The 19,629-nt window shown below is 38.6% G+C and carries 15 protein-coding genes; all 15 read right to left on the reverse strand.

Going from position 1 to position 19,629, the window contains the following annotated elements:
* Positions 1–50: 50 nt before the first annotated feature.
* Entirely contained in the window at positions 51–2,165 is a 2,115-nt protein-coding gene (gene pnp / locus JNUCC52_RS08220; protein ID WP_173477719.1) for a polyribonucleotide nucleotidyltransferase, read from the reverse strand.
* Between the two features lie 385 nt (positions 2,166–2,550).
* Complete coding sequence (gene rpsO, locus JNUCC52_RS08225) at positions 2,551–2,820, reverse strand: 30S ribosomal protein S15 (RefSeq protein ID WP_008178982.1); 270 nt, start codon at positions 2,818–2,820, stop codon at positions 2,551–2,553.
* Positions 2,821–2,983: 163 nt separating this feature from the next.
* Positions 2,984–3,934 (reverse strand): riboflavin biosynthesis protein RibF, encoded by a 951-nt coding sequence (gene ribF, locus JNUCC52_RS08230; RefSeq protein ID WP_173477720.1) that lies wholly within the window; start codon positions 3,932–3,934, stop codon positions 2,984–2,986.
* Positions 3,935–3,947: 13 nt separating this feature from the next.
* Positions 3,948–4,859, reverse strand: coding sequence for a tRNA pseudouridine(55) synthase TruB (gene truB / locus JNUCC52_RS08235; protein WP_337981901.1), 912 nt, complete (start codon positions 4,857–4,859; stop codon positions 3,948–3,950).
* A gap of 79 nt (positions 4,860–4,938) precedes the next feature.
* A complete protein-coding gene (gene rbfA / locus JNUCC52_RS08240) occupies positions 4,939–5,280 on the reverse strand; it encodes a 30S ribosome-binding factor RbfA (RefSeq protein WP_024361990.1) in 342 nt (113 codons plus the stop codon).
* 105 nt (positions 5,281–5,385) lie between these two features.
* Entirely contained in the window at positions 5,386–5,664 is a 279-nt protein-coding gene (locus JNUCC52_RS08245; protein WP_173477722.1) for a DUF503 domain-containing protein, read from the reverse strand.
* The gene (infB, locus tag JNUCC52_RS08250; protein WP_173477723.1) at positions 5,664–7,955 is read right to left on the reverse strand and encodes a translation initiation factor IF-2; all 2,292 of its coding nucleotides are present in this window, start codon (positions 7,953–7,955) and stop codon (positions 5,664–5,666) included. The genes JNUCC52_RS08245 and infB overlap by 1 nt, the downstream gene beginning before the upstream one ends.
* Positions 7,956–7,969: 14 nt before the next feature.
* Positions 7,970–8,278, reverse strand: coding sequence for a YlxQ family RNA-binding protein (locus JNUCC52_RS08255; RefSeq protein ID WP_173477724.1), 309 nt, complete (start codon positions 8,276–8,278; stop codon positions 7,970–7,972).
* Positions 8,275–8,553 carry an RNase P modulator RnpM gene (rnpM, locus tag JNUCC52_RS08260; protein WP_173477725.1) on the reverse strand — a complete coding sequence of 93 codons (279 nt, stop codon included), beginning with the start codon at positions 8,551–8,553 and terminating at the stop codon, positions 8,275–8,277. Before rnpM ends, JNUCC52_RS08255 begins: the two co-directional genes overlap by 4 nt.
* A gap of 207 nt (positions 8,554–8,760) precedes the next feature.
* Positions 8,761–9,894 (reverse strand): transcription termination factor NusA, encoded by a 1,134-nt coding sequence (gene nusA, locus JNUCC52_RS08265; RefSeq protein WP_173477726.1) that lies wholly within the window; start codon positions 9,892–9,894, stop codon positions 8,761–8,763.
* 24 nt (positions 9,895–9,918) lie between these two features.
* The gene (gene rimP / locus JNUCC52_RS08270; RefSeq protein ID WP_173477727.1) at positions 9,919–10,395 is read right to left on the reverse strand and encodes a ribosome maturation factor RimP; all 477 of its coding nucleotides are present in this window, start codon (positions 10,393–10,395) and stop codon (positions 9,919–9,921) included.
* A 243-nt stretch (positions 10,396–10,638) separates the two neighbouring features.
* Positions 10,639–14,970, reverse strand: coding sequence for a PolC-type DNA polymerase III (locus JNUCC52_RS08275; protein WP_173478116.1), 4,332 nt, complete (start codon positions 14,968–14,970; stop codon positions 10,639–10,641).
* 274 nt (positions 14,971–15,244) lie between these two features.
* Entirely contained in the window at positions 15,245–16,951 is a 1,707-nt protein-coding gene (locus tag JNUCC52_RS08280) for a proline--tRNA ligase (RefSeq protein ID WP_337981902.1), read from the reverse strand.
* A gap of 199 nt (positions 16,952–17,150) precedes the next feature.
* Positions 17,151–18,413, reverse strand: a complete 1,263-nt coding sequence (rseP, locus tag JNUCC52_RS08285) for an RIP metalloprotease RseP (protein ID WP_173477729.1) — start codon at positions 18,411–18,413, stop codon at positions 17,151–17,153.
* A gap of 51 nt (positions 18,414–18,464) precedes the next feature.
* A complete protein-coding gene (gene dxr / locus JNUCC52_RS08290) occupies positions 18,465–19,610 on the reverse strand; it encodes a 1-deoxy-D-xylulose-5-phosphate reductoisomerase (protein WP_337981903.1) in 1,146 nt (381 codons plus the stop codon).
* Positions 19,611–19,629 lie beyond the last annotated feature (19 nt).

Here is a 19,629-nt window from a genome sequence, read left to right on the forward strand (position 1 = left end):
GTTTTATTTGAAAAAGGCTGCGCATCATACGCAGCCTTTAATTTATAAAATTATTTACCTTGTTCTGCGCGTTCTTTTTCCTCTTGAATAACTACTTTACGAGATAAGTTTACACGACCTTGCTTGTCGATTTCAATTACTTTCACAAGTAATTGATCGCCTAGCTTTAATACATCTTCTACTTGCTTAGTACGCTCTTCTTGAATTTCAGAAATGTGTAATAAGCCATCTTTACCTGGGAAGATTTCACAGAAAGCACCGAATTTCTCGATACGTTTAACAGTTGATAAGTAGTATTCACCTACTTTTGCTTCACGTACGATATCTTCAATAATTTGTTTTGCACGTGCGTTCATTTCTTCGTCTGCTGAAGAAATATAAATTGTACCATCTTGCTCTGTATCAATTTTTACGCCTGTTTCTTCAATAATTTTGTTAATTTGCTTACCACCTGGTCCAATGACATCGCGGATTTTATCTGGATTAATACGCACAATTACGATTTTCGGTGCATAAGCAGATAGTTTCTCACGTGGTTGTGCAAGTGTTGCAAGCATAGATTCTAAAATATGCATACGTCCAATTTTTGCTTGAGTTAATGCTTCTTCTAAAATATTGCGAGATAAACCGTCAATTTTAATATCCATTTGAAGTGCTGTAACACCTTTAGCTGTACCAGCTACTTTAAAGTCCATATCACCAAGATGATCTTCCATACCTTGGATATCCGTTAAAATTGAGTAATGCTCACCTTTTTTAATAAGTCCCATTGCAATACCAGCAACAGGTGCTTTTAACGGAACACCAGCATCCATCATAGCTAAAGTAGAAGCACAGATTGAAGCTTGTGAAGTTGAGCCGTTTGATTCAAGTACTTCTGATACACAACGAATTGTATATGGGAATACAGATTCATCAGGAATTACTGCTTCGAGTGCACGCTCACCTAAAGCACCGTGACCGATTTCACGACGACCTGGACCACGAATTGGACCAGTTTCCCCTACAGAGAATTGAGGGAAATTGTAGTGATGCATAAAGCGTTTAGATTCTTCTACACCTAAACCGTCGATAATTTGTACATCGCCAAGTGCACCTAAAGTACAAATTGACAGTGCTTGAGTTTGTCCACGTGTAAATAATGCCGAACCATGCGTACGTTGTAATAGACCTGTTTCTGAAGAAAGTGGGCGAATTTCATCGAGTTTACGACCATCTGGACGGATTTTATCTTCTGTAATTTGGCGACGAACTTCGTCTTTCACCATTTTATCTAAAATTGTATGCACTTGTTTCATTGTTGTGTCATCAGCTTCTTGTTCTTCATAAGAAGCGATAATACGGTCTTTCACTGCTTTGATAGCTTCATCACGTGCATGTTTTTCAGCAGTTTGAATCGCATCATGCATTTCCGTTTCACACGCTGCTTTAATATCAGCTTGAATCGCTTCATCAATTTCAAACAATGTTACAGGTATTTTTTCTTTCCCTACTTCAGCAATAATTTGCTCTTGGAAAGCAATAATTTTTTTAATTTCTTCATGACCGAACATAATAGCTTCTAACATTACTTCTTCTGGTACTTCTAAAGCGCCTGCTTCAACCATGTTAATAGCATCTTTGTTTCCAGCGACAGATAAATGAACTGTTGAAATTTTAGACTGCTCAACTGTTGGGTTCACGATGAATTCACCGTCAATATATCCAACTTGTACACCAGCAATTGGGCCACCGAATGGAATATCAGAAATTGCTAATGCTAATGATGAACCGACCATAGCTGCCATTTCAGACGTGCAATCAGGATCATTAGACATAACCATTGAAATTACTTGTACTTCATTACGGAAACCATCTGGGAACATTGGGCGAATTGGACGGTCAATTAAGCGGCTTGCTAAAATCGCTTTTTCCGATGGACGTCCTTCACGTTTAATAAAGCCGCCAGGAATTTTACCCGCTGCATATAAACGTTCTTCGTAGTTTACTGTTAATGGGAAGAAATCTAGTGGTTTTGGTGATTTTGACATTGTTGCTGTTGCAAGTACAGAAGTATCACCATAGCGTACTAATGCTGCTCCATTTGCTTGTTTTGCTAACTGTCCTACTTCAATTACAAGTGGACGGCCAGCCCATTCGTAGGAATAGACTTTCTTTTCGTTCATTCAATGAACCCCTCTCTATTATAAAAACACTTACTCGTCTGTATGTACTAATAGTAAGTGTACCAAAAATGCTTGTTCTATGCTAAATATTTCATGAAATAATCATACATTTAAATTCAGTTATTGCCAATTTATTTAGGATTTATTTCTTAATTTGGTTTTAATGGCGTTTTAGCTTGCTTTTGTGCTTATATTTGTATTATATTTGGCTAATTTTTTCTATTCATGATAATAGTTGCCAACATCTACACGATGTTTCGTTTCATTTGCACTTCGTCATGCGCTTTCCATTTGGAAGTACCAAACTAAATGAATACTTTAAATAGCTTAAAAGTTTTATAAACATAAAGAAAAAGCGGGAATAATCCCGCTTTTCGATTGTCAATTAGCGACGTAAGCCTAAACGATTGATTAGTTCACGGTAACGTTGAACGTCAGTTTCACGTAGATATTTAAGTAAGTGACGACGACGACCTACCATTTTAAGAAGACCACGCTCAGAGTGGAAATCTTTTTTGTGTGTACGTAAGTGAGTGTTTAAAGCGTTGATTTCAGCTGTTAAAACTGCAACTTGTACTTCTGGAGAACCAGTGTCACTTTCGTGAGTACGGTACTCAGCGATAATTTCGTTTTTACGTTCTTTTGTAATAGCCATTTGTATTGACCTCCTAAATAATTGTTTAATCCCCATTAGCACAGTAAACGTTGGAGTCTTCGGTATACCGAGCTAAGGTTAAGCACTTTATGCACTTATGAATGTTACCATAAAATAAAGGGGCAAGCAAGTAATAACGTAGTCCTGCCAAACATGGCAACGTCTATTCTATTACGTTAAAAAAGTGAATAGCCTCTTGCTTGTCTTTTTCTATTTGTGTTTTTAACGCTTCGATGCCATCAAATTTACGCTCACTTCGAATACGTTTATACCAAGCAACATGTACTTCTTCGCCATAAATATTTTTATCGAAGTTTAAAATATGAACTTCAATAGACAGTTGCTTGTCATTAGGATCTTTAAATGTTGGTTTATAGCCTACATTACATACACCATCATACCAATTATTTTGTACAAGTAATCGAACAGCATACACACCACTTGCTGGAATATAAGTACCTTCTAATGCTTGCACATTAGCGGTAGGGAAGCCTATTGTACGTCCACGTTTATCACCATGCACGACTATTCCTTTGATGTCAAAAGGTCGCCCTAGAAGCATTCTTGCTGCCTCCATATCCCCTTCTTGCAATAACTTACGAATACGCGTGGAGCTAATTTTCTCAGTCGCATCGGTTTTCTTATCGACAACTGTTACACCATACTCCCCATTACTTAATGCGCGCATATCTTCCATTGTGCCTTTTCCAAATGCACCAAATGAAAAATCAAAGCCAGCTGTAACGTGTTGAATGTTTAATCCTCGAATAAATGTATCAATAAAAGCAGCAGGTGACAGCTTTGCAAAGTCCGATGTGAAATGTACAACAAATACAGTATCTACACCTTGTTCTTCAAACAACTGCAATTTCTGCTGTAATAATGTAATATAAAATACTTTTTCATTTCGTCCGCCTAGCACTAAAGATGGATGCGGATCAAATGTCATAACGGCAGTTGAGATTTGTCGCTTTTCCGCCTCTTGCTTGGCCGCATCAATAACCGCCTGATGTCCAATATGTACACCATCAAAAAAGCCAATAGCCAATGAGTAAGGCGGTATGCTTTCTCGTTGCTGTAATTGGTGTGGGTATTTTAAATGAATAACCTCCATACAAAAAATCCTCCTACTCTATCGTCGGAAACATTTTATGTGGTTTCATGTACCCTTCCTTAGTCGGATGGGCTTGATAAACCGCAAATGCTTTCCCTTTGATTCCAAACACAATTTTATCATGCACCTTTAATAATGCATCTGCTGGAAGCACTTGTCCATTGAAAATTTCTTTTTCATTAGCGGAAGTTATTTCAATATATGGATAGTCAGATAAGGCATATTCTACAGGTAGAATACATGTATTAATTTGTTCAGTTTCCATTAATTCGGCAACTTGTGCTAGTGTAAAGCAATTGTCTTGCGTAAAAGTACCTGACGCTGTTCGAACAAGTGCTTGCATATGTGCAGGATAACCAAGTGCTTCACCAATTTGCACAGCAAGTGTACGAATATATGTCCCTTTGCTACATGAAATCCTTACAGGGAACGTAATGTCCTGCCCTTCGTATACTTCCTGATCGTCTAGTAACTCTAAAGCATAAATTGTTACCTGTCTTGTTGGTCTTTCAACAGTCTCACCTTTACGTGCATATTCATATAAACGTTTACCATTTACTTTGACAGCTGAAAACATCGGTGGTGTTTGATTAATGATACCAGTTAAAGACGCTAATACATCGAGTATTTCTGCACGTGTAAACGACTTAATTGTGTTATCTTCTGCAACTGTTTCTCCTTCGGCATCTTCAGTTGTCGTTGTTCGCCCAATTGAAATTACTGCCTCATAAGTCTTCCCTGCATCTGTTAAATATTCTGCGATGCGGGTTGCCTGTCCGATACAAATTGGAAGAACACCTTCCACTCCTGGATCTAATGTGCCCGTATGGCCAACTTTTTTTGTACGCAATATTTTTCGTAATTTAAATACGCAATCATGACTTGTCATGCCACGTTCTTTCCAAAGCGGTAAAATACCGTTCATAAAAATCCCCCTTAAACAAAATTGCATAAAAAAAGTCTGCCTGCATGAAAATGCATGTGGCAGACTTTTACTGATTTGCTTATTCTTTGTGTAAACCACGTAACAATGAATCAATACGGTTACCGTATTCAATCGATGAATCGAATTCAAAGATTAACTCTGGTGTTCGACGTAAACGGATACGAGAACCAATTTCTGAACGGATAAAGCCAGCAGCTTTTACTAAAGCTTTTAACGTTTCCTCACGTTCGCGTTCATTGCCTAAAGATGTAATATAAATCGTCGCTTGTTGTAAATCACCAGTTACATCTACACCAGTAACAGTAACGAAGCCAACACGCGGATCTTTAATTTTACGGCCAATAATATCACCAAGCTCTTTTTTCATTTGCTCAGCAACACGGTTTGAGCGTAGAGACATAATTAGTCACCTCAATTTCGATGTTCAAATATTTGCGCTAAAGGTGCTGTTAGCGTTTGTTGATACGCTCCACAGACATCCTGCATTCGCAAATATTTTTACTGCTTATAAATAGTCTCGCCACACATTAAGCTGTTCCCATGAAGGATTTGACTCTAAATAATGTAATGCATGATTGATTTCACGCTCCGCTGCTTCTTTCGAGGAAGAAACAGCAACTAGCGCTAATTTCGTACGTTGCCATACATTTTGGTGGTCAATTTCTGCAATGGAAACATTAAACTTTTGTTTTGTGCGAGTAATCATACGCTGTAAAACAGCGCGCTTTTCCTTTAACGAATGGGCAGTTTGAATAATGAATTCTACCTCAACGTATACAATCATTATGCACGTTTAACTTCTTCCATAATGTAGGCTTCAATAATGTCGCCTTCTTTAATGTCATTGAAGTTTGTAATTGTAATACCACATTCGTATCCTCTTGCAACTTCTTTTACTTCGTCTTTGAAACGTTTTAATGTATCTAATTCGCCTTCAAAAATCACGACGTTATCACGGATGACACGAACGCCTGAGTCACGTGTTACTTTACCTTCTGTAACATAAGAACCAGCAATTGTACCCACTTTTGATACTTTAATTGTTTGACGAACTTCCGCTTGACCAATAATTTTTTCTTCAAATTCTGGGTCTAGCATACCTTTCATCGCTTGCTCGATTTCTTCGATTACTTTATAAATAACACGGTGTAGACGAATATCTACGCCTTCTTCTTCCGCTGCACGTTTAGCGTTAATATCAGGTCGTACGTTGAAACCGATAACGATTGCATTCGATGCTGCTGCAAGAGAAATATCTGATTCTGTAATTGCGCCAGCGCCTGTATGAATAATTTTCACATTTACGCCTTCAACATCAATCTTCATAAGTGAAGCAGCCATCGCTTCTACAGTACCTTGAACGTCAGCTTTAACGATTAAGTTTAACTCTTTCATTTCGCCTTGGCTCATTTGTTCGAATAAGTTATCAAGCGTTACACGTTGTTTTTCAGAACGTTGTGCTTGAATAGCTGTCATTGCACGTGTTTCCCCAACTTGACGAGCTGTTTTTTCATCTTCGAATACAACGAAGCGGTCACCAGCTTGTGGCACATCGTTTAATCCTGTAATTTCAACTGGCGTTGATGGGCCAGCTTCTTTCACGCGACGACCTTTATCGTTGACCATTGCACGTACGCGACCATAAGCGTGACCAACTACGATAGGGTCTCCAACTTTTAACGTACCATCTTGCACTAATAGTGTTGCAACAGAACCACGACCTTTATCAAGTTGTGCTTCGATTACAGTACCAAGTGCTAAACGATCTGGATTTGCTTTTAACTCTCCAACTTCAGCAACAAGTAATACCATTTCTAACAATGTGTCAATACCTTCACCTTTTAATGCTGAAATAGGGACGAAAATTGTATCGCCACCCCAAGCCTCAGGTACAAGTGCATGCTCAGTTAATTCTTGCATTACACGATCAGGGTTTGCTGATGGTTTATCCATTTTGTTAACAGCAACAATAATTGGCACTTCTGCTGCTTTAGCATGGTTAATTGCTTCAACTGTTTGAGGCATTACACCATCATCAGCCGCTACTACTAAAATTGTTAAGTCTGTTACTTTCGCACCGCGCGCACGCATTGTTGTGAAGGCAGCATGCCCAGGTGTATCAAGGAAAGTAATCTTTTTGTCGCCTTCAGTTACTTGGTATGCACCGATATGTTGTGTAATACCACCTGCTTCTCCAGCAGTTACTTTTGTATGACGGATTGAGTCAAGTAACGTTGTTTTACCATGGTCAACGTGACCCATAATAGTTACTACAGGAGGACGTTCTGATAATTCAGCTTCATTTGCTTCCTCTGTTTGTTCGAAGTGCGTTTCTAAATCCGTAATATCTACACGAATTTCTTCTTCAACTTCTACACCGTAGTCTGCGCAAATTAACTCGATTGCATCCTTATCTAATTCTTGGTTAATTGTAGCCATTACACCAAGCATAAATAATTTTTTAATGATTTCAGATGGCTCACGGTATAATTTTTTTGCTAATTCAGCTACAGAAAGTGATTCTACAAATGTAATTTTTTCTGGTAATTCTTTTTGTTTCATTGGAATTGATGGTTGATGCGTTTTTGGATGACGGCGTTTACCGCCGTGAATTCCTGGTTTTGGACGTTGGTTGTATCCACCGCCGCCTCTACGATTATTATTATTATTGTTATTATTATTATTTTGTGTCATATTTCGATTTTGATTACCTTTTGTATTCTTAGATTTTTCGTTAGACGAATTTGAGTTTTGTTGCGTTTGTTGATTGTAATTATTCGCTTTCGGCTTAGAAGTAGCAGACTGCTGCTTTTGTCCATCTTGCTTTTTCACCGATTGCTGTGGTTTTTGTTGTCCATTCGCTTGAGATCGTTGTGTTACATTTTGAGTAGGTTGTTTTGCGTCTCTTTTATCTGTTGGTGCTTTAAATGATTGGTTTAACTTCACCACTGTATCGTTCTCCAACATAGACATATGATTTGTTACACTCACATTTAATTTACTTAGCGCTTCAATAACCTCTTTACTCGATTTATTCACTTGTTTGGCATATTCATGAACTCTGATTTTGGTCATCTGCTCACCCCCGATTATTTTTCGTTGAGTAGACTAGACAATTTACTTGCAAAACCTTTATCGGTAATAGCTAAAGCCACTCGGGCCTCCTTACCTGTAGCATGTCCTAGATCATAACGATCGCCAATTACATGATACTCAACGTTGTAATAAGTGCATTTATCTTGAATTTTTTTATTAGAGTTTTTAGAAGCATCGTTTGCGAGTAATACTAGCTTAGCATTACCATTGCGAACTTCCTTTACTACTAACTCTTCACCTGAAATAACTTTACGGGCTCTAGCCGCTATACCAAGCAAATTAAACACTGCTTGATTGGTCATAAAATAGCCTCCCGACGAATGAGCATTAAAAGCTCTTCGTAAATCTCTTCAGGAATTTTTGCTTCAAGCTGATGCCCTAATACATTTTTCTTACGCGCGATGTCAACAGCCTGCTCAGACTTGGAAACATAGGCGCCACGACCAGGTTTTTTCCCTGAAACATCAACGCTTACCTCGCCCTCTTTCGAGCGAACAACACGAATCATTGCTTTTTTTGGTAGCATTTCTCCAGTAGCTACGCATTTTCGAAGTGGTACTTTTTTACTAATCGCCATAAGAATCACCTTTCCTCTCTGAAGCTTCGTAAGAGGTGGACTAGCCATAACCAATACAGCAAGGTGGCATTTTGTGATTTGCCCATTGTGGAGTACAATCACGCATCTCAAAATCCTGAACCTTTGCCTCAGCTTCTGGCTTTATTCAGTCGGCCTGGGAACGCCCACTGAATAAAGCCAGGTGACCAGTCACACGGGCTTTCTTACTTATTCTTCGTCGTCTTGATATAAGTCAACTGCAGCTTCTTCGTAGTCGCTATCTTCAGCAGGTACGAATGTGCTTGTTGCAGATGGATAAATACCTAACTCACGTGCATCTGTTTCACTTTTAATATCAATTTTCCAGCCAGTTAATTTTGCAGCTAAACGAGCATTTTGACCACGTTTACCTATTGCTAACGATAATTGGTAATCTGGCACTACAACAGTTGTTGATTTTTCTTCTTCATTTACTTGCACATCTAATACTTTTGAAGGGCTTAGTGCATTTGCTACAAATACAACAGGATCTTCTGACCATTCAACGATATCGATTTTCTCGCCGTTAAGTTCATTGACAATTGTTTGTACACGCGCACCTTTGGCACCAACACATGAGCCTACAGGATCCACTTCTTCGTTATGTGCATGGACGGAAATTTTAGAGCGATCCCCTGCTTCACGAGCAATAGATTTGATTTCGACAATGCCCTCATAAATCTCAGGCACTTCCATTTCAAATAGACGACGTAATAAGCCTGGGTGTGTACGTGAAACGATTACTTGTGGTCCACGCGTCGTACGTTCAACTTTTGTAATATAAACTTTAATACGATCATGTGGGTTGTACGTTTCACCTTGAATTTGTTCGTTTTGAGGTAATGCAGCTTCTACTTTACCAAGACCTACGTAAATGTTACGTGCATCTAAACGTTCTACAACGCCTGTTACGATATCATCTTCTCGATCTACGTATTGCTCATAAATTAAACCGCGTTCTGCTTCACGAACACGTTGTGTAACAACTTGCTTCGCTGTTTGTGCAGCAATACGTCCAAAATTACGAGGTGTTACTTCTTGTTCAACAATATCTTCTAATTGATAAGCAGGGTTGATAGCCTTTGCATCTTCTATTGCAATTTGTAAACGGTCATCGTCAACTTCTTCAACAACATCTTTACGTGAAAACACACGAATTGAGCCTTTGTCTAAATTTAAGTCTACACGAACATTCTGAGCTTGGTTAAAGTTACGCTTGTAAGCTGTTACTAATGCAGCCTCAATTGCTTCAATTAACACATCTCTTGAAATTCCTTTTTGTTCTTCCAGCGCCGTTAGCGCATCTAACAAATCACTACTCATTTTATTTTCACTCCTAAATATGCATTATGCTGAAAAATCGATGGCAAGTCGTGCCAAAGCGATTTTTTCTTGTTCAATGGTTACTGTAATTTTTCGGGTTTTAACGGGTACTTCCATCACTAATGTATGTTCATCATAAGATGTTAAGTAGCCTTGGAATTCCTTCATGTCCTTAATAGGCTCATAAGTCTTCACATAAATATACTTGCCAACGGCTTTTTTAAAATCAGTATCTTTTTTTAATGGACGTTCTGCACCTGGTGAAGATACCTCTAAATAATAATTTTGTGTAATAGGATCTTTTTCATCCAACAGTAAACATAGTCGTTCACTAACTTGAGCACATTGGCCAATGTCAATTCCACCCTCGGGTGTATCTACATAAACACGTAAAAACCAGTTACGTCCTTCTTTCACAAACTCAACATCCACCAACTCAAGATTTAACTCTTCGACAATCGGCGTAGCAAGTTCTTCAATTAAAGATGGTACTTTGCTCATTGTTTCCTCCTGCGTTTTTCAATTTCAGGCGTAATAAAACAGAAATTCCACCAGTAGGGTTGGTGAAATTTGACGGTCTTACCTGCTGTTAGTCTAAAAAATTTGCTTTGCTTCGGTATAACAACAGAAAAGAGCGGGAATGCCCCACTCTTTTGCTGGAAAACTATCAACAAATTATTACCATAAGAATAGCACAATTCACGCTACAATGCAAATGAGCTTAATTTACGTTTCGAGCGCTTCCTAGAAAAGCGATAACTGATTCGCATCAGGCATGCCTTCCAGACAACCTAATTGATCCATATACTCAATTAATGTTTTCGACACACGACCTCGTTGTTGTAAATCTTCTTTCGATAAAAACTCGCCATTCTCACGTGCAGCTACAATTGTTTTGGCAACGTTCGTTCCAAGTCCTGGAATCGCATCAAAAGGTGGGATTAAGGAATTGCCATCAATAATAAACTCACTAGCTTGCGAACGATATAAATCAACCTTTTGGAAGTTCATGCCTCGCTCACACATTTCTAGTGCAAGCTCCATTACCGTCAGTAAGTTTTTCTCTTTTGTAGAAGCATCTAGGCCTTTGATGTTAATTTCATCTATTTTTGCACGAATCATTTGTGAACCTTGTGTCATCGAAATTAAATCAAAATCATCTGCTCTTACTGTGAAGTAGGCAGCATAATATAAGATTGGAAAATGCACTTTAAACCAAGCAATACGTACTGCCATTAAAACGTAGGCAGCGGCATGGGCTTTAGGGAACATATATTTTATCTTTTTACAAGATTCGATATACCATCCAGGTACTTTATTTGCTAGCATTTCTGCTTCAAATTCTTCTGATAAGCCTTTCCCTTTACGAACTGACTCCATAATTTTAAAGGCTAAAGACGGTTCAAGTCCTTGGTATATTAGATATACCATAATGTCATCACGACAGCCGATTACTTCTTTTAATACGCATGTTCCATTTTGGATAAGCTCCTGCGCATTACCTAGCCATACATCCGTACCGTGCGAAAGTCCTGAAATTTGGACAAGCTCTGAGAATGTAGATGGCTTTGTATCTTCTAGCATTTGACGGACAAATCGTGTACCGAATTCTGGAATACCTAATGTACCTGTCTTACACCCAATTTGTTTTTCTGTCACCCCTAGAGATTCAGGCGAGCTAAAAATTTTCATAACGAACGGATCATCTGTTGGGATTGTTTTTGGGTCAATTCCAGATAAATCTTGTAACATCCGAATTACGGTCGGGTCATCGTGCCCAAGAATATCGAGCTTTAAAATATTGTCATGAATAGAGTGGAAATCAAAGTGCGTTGTTTTCCATTCTGAATCCTGTGCGTCTGCTGGGAACTGTACTGGCGAGAAATCATAAATATCCATATAATCTGGTACTACAATAATCCCACCTGGATGTTGCCCTGTTGTCCGTTTAACGCCTGTACAGCCCTGTACTAAACGGTCTACTTCAGCACCACGGAAATGCAGATTGTTGTCGCTCGCATAACCTTTCACATAGCCGTATGCTGTTTTTTCCGCAACAGTACCTATCGTTCCTGCACGGAATACATAATCTTCACCAAACAAAACCTTCGTATAGTTGTGGGCTTGCGGTTGGTATTCGCCTGAGAAGTTCAAATCGATATCAGGAACTTTATCCCCTTTAAAACCAAGGAACGTTTCAAACGGAATATCTTGCCCATCTTTTTTATATGGTGTGCCACATTCAGTACAATCTTTGTTTGGCAAGTCATAGCCCGAGCTAACCGAACCGTCATTGAAAAACTCGGAATGCTTACAATTTGGACAAATATAATGTGGTGGTAATGGGTTTACCTCTGTAATTTCCATAAAGGTTGCTACTAATGAAGAACCTACCGAACCACGCGAACCTACTAAGTAACCGTCAGCAAGAGATTTTTTTACGAGCTTTGCGGAAATTAAGTAAATAACACCAAATCCATGGCCTAAAATCGACTTTAATTCTTTTTCAATACGTGCTTTTACGATTTCAGGTAATTCCTCACCATATATACGATGTGCCATTTCATACGTTAAATTTGTTACTTCATCATCGGAGCCTTCAATTTTTGGCGTATATAAATCGTCCTTAATCGGCTTGACATCGCCAATCATATCAGCGACTTTTTGCGTATTTGTCACAACTATTTCTTTCGCAAGATCAGGACCTAAAAAGTCAAAGTCCTTCAGCATCTCATCAGTCGTTCTAAAGTGTACTTCAGGAAGCTTGGATTTATTTAATATATTGGCGCCCCCTTGAGAACCAATTAATATTTGTCTAAACATGCCATCGTTTGGATCTAAATAATGAACATTGCCAGTAGCGACTACAGGCTTATTCATTTTTTTCCCCAATTTAACAAGCTTGCGTATTATATCTTCAATTGTCCACTCATCACGAACGACATTACGTTCAATTAAAGGTGCATAAACAGCCTTTGGTTGCACTTCGATATAATCGTAAAATCTTGCAACTTTTTCCGCTTCCTCTGGGGATTTATTCATCATTGTCTCAAACACTTCACCGTTACTACAGCCTGAACCAATTAATAGCCCCTCTCTATACTGTTCCAGTGTAGAGCGTGTTACCCGAGGGACACGGTAGAACGTTTTTGTGTGAGAATGGGATACGATTTTAAATAAATTTTTCAAACCGTCATTATTGACTGCTAAAATCGTACAATGCATCGGACGCGCCTTTTTATATGCATCGCCACCACCAACATGCTTATTGAAATCATCGTGATATTTTATGCCTAGTTCATCGGCTTCTTTTAACAGATGCAGCAATAAATAGCCTGTCGCTTCCGTATCATAGATCGCACGGTGATGCTGCGTTAATTCAATACCGAATTTTTTACAAAGTGTATTTAAACGGTGATTTTTCATTGTTGGATGGAGCAAACGGGCAAGTTCTAGTGTATCAATTACTGGGTGAATTGTGTCTTCAAGTCCGTATTTTTTATAACCAGTATATAAGAAGCCCATATCGAAAGATGCATTGTGTGCCACAACGATAGCGTCCTCAATAAAAGCATGGAACTCATGGATAACTTGTTCCACTTCAGGTGCATTGCGTACCATATCATCTGTAATGCCCGTCAGTTCGATAGTCGTTGCTGACAGTGCATGATGTGGATTGGCAAAACTTTCGTATTTATCAATGACATGGCCACCTTTAATTTTTACTGCTGCGAGCTCAATAATTGTATCGTAGGCAGTAGAAAGACCTGTCGTTTCGACGTCAAAGACCACATAAGTTGCTTCGTCTAATGCACGATGCTCAGAAGCATATGCAATAGGTACACCGTCATCCACTAAATTTGCTTCCAAACCGTAAATAACTTTAATGCCATGTTTTTTCCCCGCTCCATATGCATCAGGGAAAGATTGCACTACAGCATGGTCTGTTATCGCAATCGCTGGATGGCCCCATTTAGCAGCCTGTGCCACTAATCTATCTACTGGCGTCACTGCGTCCATTTGGCTCATCGGTGTATGCAAATGTAACTCTACTCGTTTTTCACCTTCTGGCGCTTTATCTTGTCGTGTTTCTTTTTTTATTTCATTAATATCATTTGCCATCACAATTAAATCACGAATAAAGGTATCGGTTTGCACCGAGCCACGCACTTTTACCCACATACCTTTTTTCAAATGTTGCATCAGTTCTGCATCGTCATTATCACGCGAGAACATTTTGACAACGATTGAATCGGTATAGTCGGTAATTTTAATTTGAAGAAGTGAGCGGCCACTTTTTAACTCTCTGATTTCTGTATCAAAAACAAAGCCTTCAATAATGACGCGTCGTTCTTCTTCCACAATGCGCTTAATTTCCATAATTTCATCGTCTTTAATTTGCATACCAAGCTGGAATGGACGATCGCCAAGCGCTGCCAATGCTGGATTGTCCTTTTTCTCCTGCTCACGTTTTTGGAAGTCTTGCATCGCTTGCTGTGCCATTGCTGCTTCCTCTAAACGTTTTTGCTCGATAAAGGCTTGCTGCGCCTCACGCATCTCATCCGTTTCCTCTTGGAGCATAAAATCGAACGCTATTTGCGGAAAACCAAATTGACTGTAACTCATTGCAAGCTTTTCTGCATATTTTGTTTTCAGCATCATTAGCTCCATGTCCTGCTTGCAGGATACCATAATTTTTTGCCCATTCCACATTGGGATTTGCGAAACAAGGCAGTTTTTTAACGGTGGTGCCATATCGTCGATTTGCTCAATTACTGTTAGCCAATACGTTTGGATAAGTTCTTCCGTAACATTTTTTTCAACTGTTTCAAAGGTTGTTTCAATTTGCGCAATAGCAGCGAATTTTTCTGCTAGATGTGTACGAAATAGTTGATATAACGGAAATGGAAGTATGCCACGTAATTTAATATTAAAATGCCAGAGTCTGTTCTTTTTATGCACCGTTAGACGTGATAACTCGCCTTCTTCAAAAAAAGACATATATACATCATCTGTTAACTCTAGTTGTTGCAAGAGCATTCGTAATCTCTGTCTTGCTTCTTGTTGCTGTTCCAATCGGTCGACACCTACTTTCATTTAAAGAGAAGGAGGCAGCCCTAATAGCCTCTTGTTCTATTTTTATCTAGCGAATACTATTCAAATTTGAAGCAAAAAAATTCGCTCCCTTTCCACGGGCAAATCCGCAAATCTCACATTGTTTTGTTCAGTGAGATTTGCTTGGCTTCCCGTAGGAGTGTCGCGAATTCGTTTGCTTAATCCTCATTCTTCATTAAAAGATGCTATTCGTATAAGCATCTATATCTTTTGAGTTTAACCTTCCCAAAGGATATTAATTTTTACGGAAAAATTCATTTAAGCGATCAATGACCTCTTCTTTTTTCCATTCAAAAGTTTCGCCTGTTTGACGGAATTTTACTTCGACAACGCCTTCAGTTGCCTTTTTACCAACTGTTACACGAACTGGTAAGCCAATTAAATCTGCATCAGCAAACTTCACGCCTGCACGTTCAGCACGATCATCTAAAAGTACATCATAACGATATGATTTTAGTAAGCCATATAACTCATTTGCTAATGAAACTTGTGTTTCATCTTTCGTATTAACAGGCACTACATGAATATCATATGGCGCTAATTGTGTAGGCCAAGTGAAACCATTCTCATCTTGGAAATGTTCCGCTACAGCAGCTAAAATACGTGATACGCCAATACCATAGCATCCCATAATAAACGGCTGTGCCTTACCTTGCTCATCTAAAAATGTTCCATTCATTTTTTCAGAATATGTTGTACCTAATTTGAAAATATGACCAACTTCGATACCTTCTGCAAATTTAATGATACCTTGTCCATCAGGAGATGGGTCTCCTTCTTGAATAAAGCGAATATCTAAGTATTCATTAATGGCAAAATCTCGCTCTGGGTTAACATTAACTAGGTGGAAGCCGTCCTCATTTGCACCAGCTACACCGTTACGAATTGATTTAATGGCATGATCCGCAACAACTTTTACGTCTACTGGTAATTTTACAGGTCCGATAGAACCTACGCCACAGCCTAGTAACTGACGAATCGCCGCTTCATCAGCAAGCTCTACAGAACCAGCATTTAGCGCATTTTTTAATTTAATATCATTTATTTCATGATCACCACGAGCAAGGACAACAACTAATTCATCATCTATATTAAATACTAATGACTTAATAACATTTGATGGTGCTACTTGTAAAAATGCAGATACTTCTTCGATTGTTTTTTGATCTGGCGTTGCTACTTTTTCAAGGTCTTTTACTTCTTCGTTAGTTGGTTGATACTCTACAGTCACTTCTGCCATCTCGATATTTGCTGCATAATCTGAAGTATCAGAGTAAGCAATTGTATCTTCTCCAATTTCAGAAAGCACCATAAATTCATGGGTACCTTTACCACCGATTGAGCCAGCATCCGCAATTACTGCACGATAGTTTAAGCCTAAGCGTGAGAAAATATTAGAGTATGCACGATACATATCTTCATATGTTTCATCTAAGCTCTCACGTGAAGCGTGGAAAGAATATGCATCCTTCATAATAAACTCTCTTCCTCGCAATAAGCCGAAACGAGGACGTTTTTCATCACGGAATTTTGTTTGAATTTGATAGAGTGTTAATGGCAACTTTTTATATGATTTTATTTCATCACGCACTAAAGTAGTTATTACTTCTTCATGTGTTGGTCCTAAGGCAAAGTCACGATTATGACGATCTTTTAATCGCATAAGTTCTGGACCGTATTTTTCCCAACGGCCTGATTCTTGCCACAGTTCAGCAGATTGCAATGCAGGCATTAATAATTCGATTGAGTTAATGGCTTCCATCTCTTCACGAATAATATTTTCGATTTTTGTTAACACACGTTTTGCAAGCGGTAAATACGAATATACCCCACTTGTATTTTGACGAATAAACCCTGCACGTAATAATTGCTTATGTGATTTTACATCTGCATCCGCAGGTACTTCACGTAGCGTTGGGATAAATGTTTTACTTTGCTTCATTCAGTGTTCCACCTTTTTAATAAATAAATTTATACTCTAATTAGCATAAACAAATTTAGCTTTGAACGCAATGTTTCAAAAAAATTGCGTTCAAAGCTATTTTACAATTTAATTTCACTTTAGCAAAACCTTGTCTCAAGTTTATTTTGTATAAGCTTAAGACATTGGAAATACGAAAGCAAACTGTCGTTTAATTTTGCTAGAAGAAGAATCGTTGAATATCGTTCCATGTTACAACGACCATTAATATCATCAGCAATACGATGCCGACGAAGTGAACCATTCCCTCTTTTTGACGATCAATTGGTTTACCCCTTACAGCTTCAAAGCCAAAGAACAAGAGCCGTCCGCCATCTAACGCTGGAAGCGGTAAAAGGTTCATAATACCAAGGTTAATGCTTAACATAGCTGCGAAATTCATTAATGCGAAAATGCCCCACGCTGCAACTTCCTCAGTCGTTTTATAAATACCTACTGGTCCTGATAATGCATCAATTGTAAATTGCCCCGTAATAAGCATACCTAATAATTCAAAAATCCGAACTGTCATATTATACGTTTCTTGTGCTCCGTAAACGACAGCCTTTATAGGATTAAATACACGAGGACTTTCATACTTAACACCAATTTGCCCGACAGTCTCGCCGTTCTGCTTAACGCCTTTCACTGTCATGTTAAGATTTTCTACTTGTCCACCGCGCTCAACAGTTACATTAATATTTTGGTCAGGGCGCTTTTGTACAATGGCAGCTAAGTCTTGCCATTTTTCAACAGCTTGTCCATCGATAGATGTAACCTTATCCCCCGCAAGCATCCCTGCCTGTGCTGCTGGATCGTTTGCAACTACTTCTGTAATAATAGGCTCATATGTTGGGACACCATTTAACAAGCCAATTAGTATATAGATGAAAAAGGCTAGTATGAAGTTAAATAATGGTCCAGCAAAAATTGTCATTGCACGTTGACCAACTGTTTTTGCGTTAAACTGACGATCATATGGCGCAATTACTGTTTCTCTACCATTCTCTACAACTACACAATCTCTTGCCACACTATAACGAACTAAATTTTCCTCTTCATCATAGCCTTCAATAAATAACTCTCGTTCTAAGTCAGCACGTTCCACTTCTAAAAATAATAAATCTGGCAATTGTTTATTATTTTGATTAAAAATGATTTTATTCACGATATTATCTTCATTGACAATTATCCCTACACGGTAACCTGGCTGTAATTCAACACCATCCATGTCCTCTCCTGCCATGCGGACATATCCACCGATTGGCAATAAACGGACTGTATAAATTGTTTCACCATGCGTCTTACCATAGATTTTCGGACCCATACCAATTGCGAATTCACGAACCATAATTCCTGCACGCTTCGCAAAAAGGAAGTGACCAAGTTCATGGAAAAACACGAGCAAGCCAAATATTAAAATAAATGCAACGGCTGTTTGCATAATACCCCACCTCTTTTAAAACGAATAGTTAACGATAGCTTTCTGTCTTAATTATTTTACCATGTCTAACACTATTTTTCTTGTTTCTCTGTCCACATGTAAAATTGTTTGTAAATCTGGCACTAAAATATTATTGTGTCCCTGCATAATACGTTCAATTGTTTCATCAATTTCAAGGAAAGTTATTTTCCCTTGTAAAAATGCTTCGACTGCTGCTTCGTTTGCCGCATTCATCGCAGTTAAAATCGTACCTCCTGTACGCCCTGCTTCAAAGGCTAATCGCAAAGCTGGGTAGCGTTCAAAATCCATTTCTTTAAAATGAAGCTGACCAATTTGCGCTAAATTAAGTCGTTGACCATTATTAAGCGGTATACGGTCTGGATAACTTAAAGCGTACTGGATAGGGACACGCATATCTGGTGTACCAAGCTGAGCAATAACACTAGTATCATGATACTCAACTAGAGAGTGAATAATACTTTCTCTGTGTAAAAGTACATCAATTTTATCATAAGGCATATTAAACAAGACATGTGCTTCTATGACTTCAAGCCCTTTATTCATCATCGTAGCGGAATCTATTGTTATTTTCGCGCCCATCGACCAGTTTGGATGATTGAGTGCATCCGCAACCGTCACATGTTTTAACTCTTCACGCGTTTTGTCGCGGAAACTACCACCAGAAGCTGTAATAATTAAACGCTCAATATTTTTTGGATTTTCACCATTCATTGATTGGAAGATAGCAGAATGCTCACTATCAACGGGTAATATTGGAGCATTGTATTTTTTCGCTTCTGCCATCACTAAGTGTCCTGCCGTTACAAGCGTTTCCTTATTGGCAATGGCAATAGTTTTGCTCATGCGAATTGCAGCTAGTGTGGATTCAAGACCAACGCTACCGAGCACTGCATTGACAAGTATCGTCGAATCAGGATGTGTAGCAACCTCTACAAGCCCCTTTGCACCGAATGTGAAATGTACATGTGGGTAGTCTTTTGCTAGCAAACGTGCATCTTCCTCCAGCTGAACAGATACAAGTTCAGGCTGTAAGGTTTCAATCATTTCACGTGTTTTTTCTATGTTTTTTCCTGAAGAAAACGCTACAAGTTGAAATGCATCACGTTGTTCTTTTAAAATATCATAGGTTTGCCAACCGATAGATCCAGTTGCACCCAATAAACTAATTTTTTTCACGACAAAACGTCCCCTTTTT

Origin of the sequence: Lysinibacillus sp. JNUCC-52 (genome assembly GCF_015999545.1) — a bacterium.
In the GTDB taxonomy this organism is placed as follows: domain Bacteria; phylum Bacillota; class Bacilli; order Bacillales_A; family Planococcaceae; genus Lysinibacillus.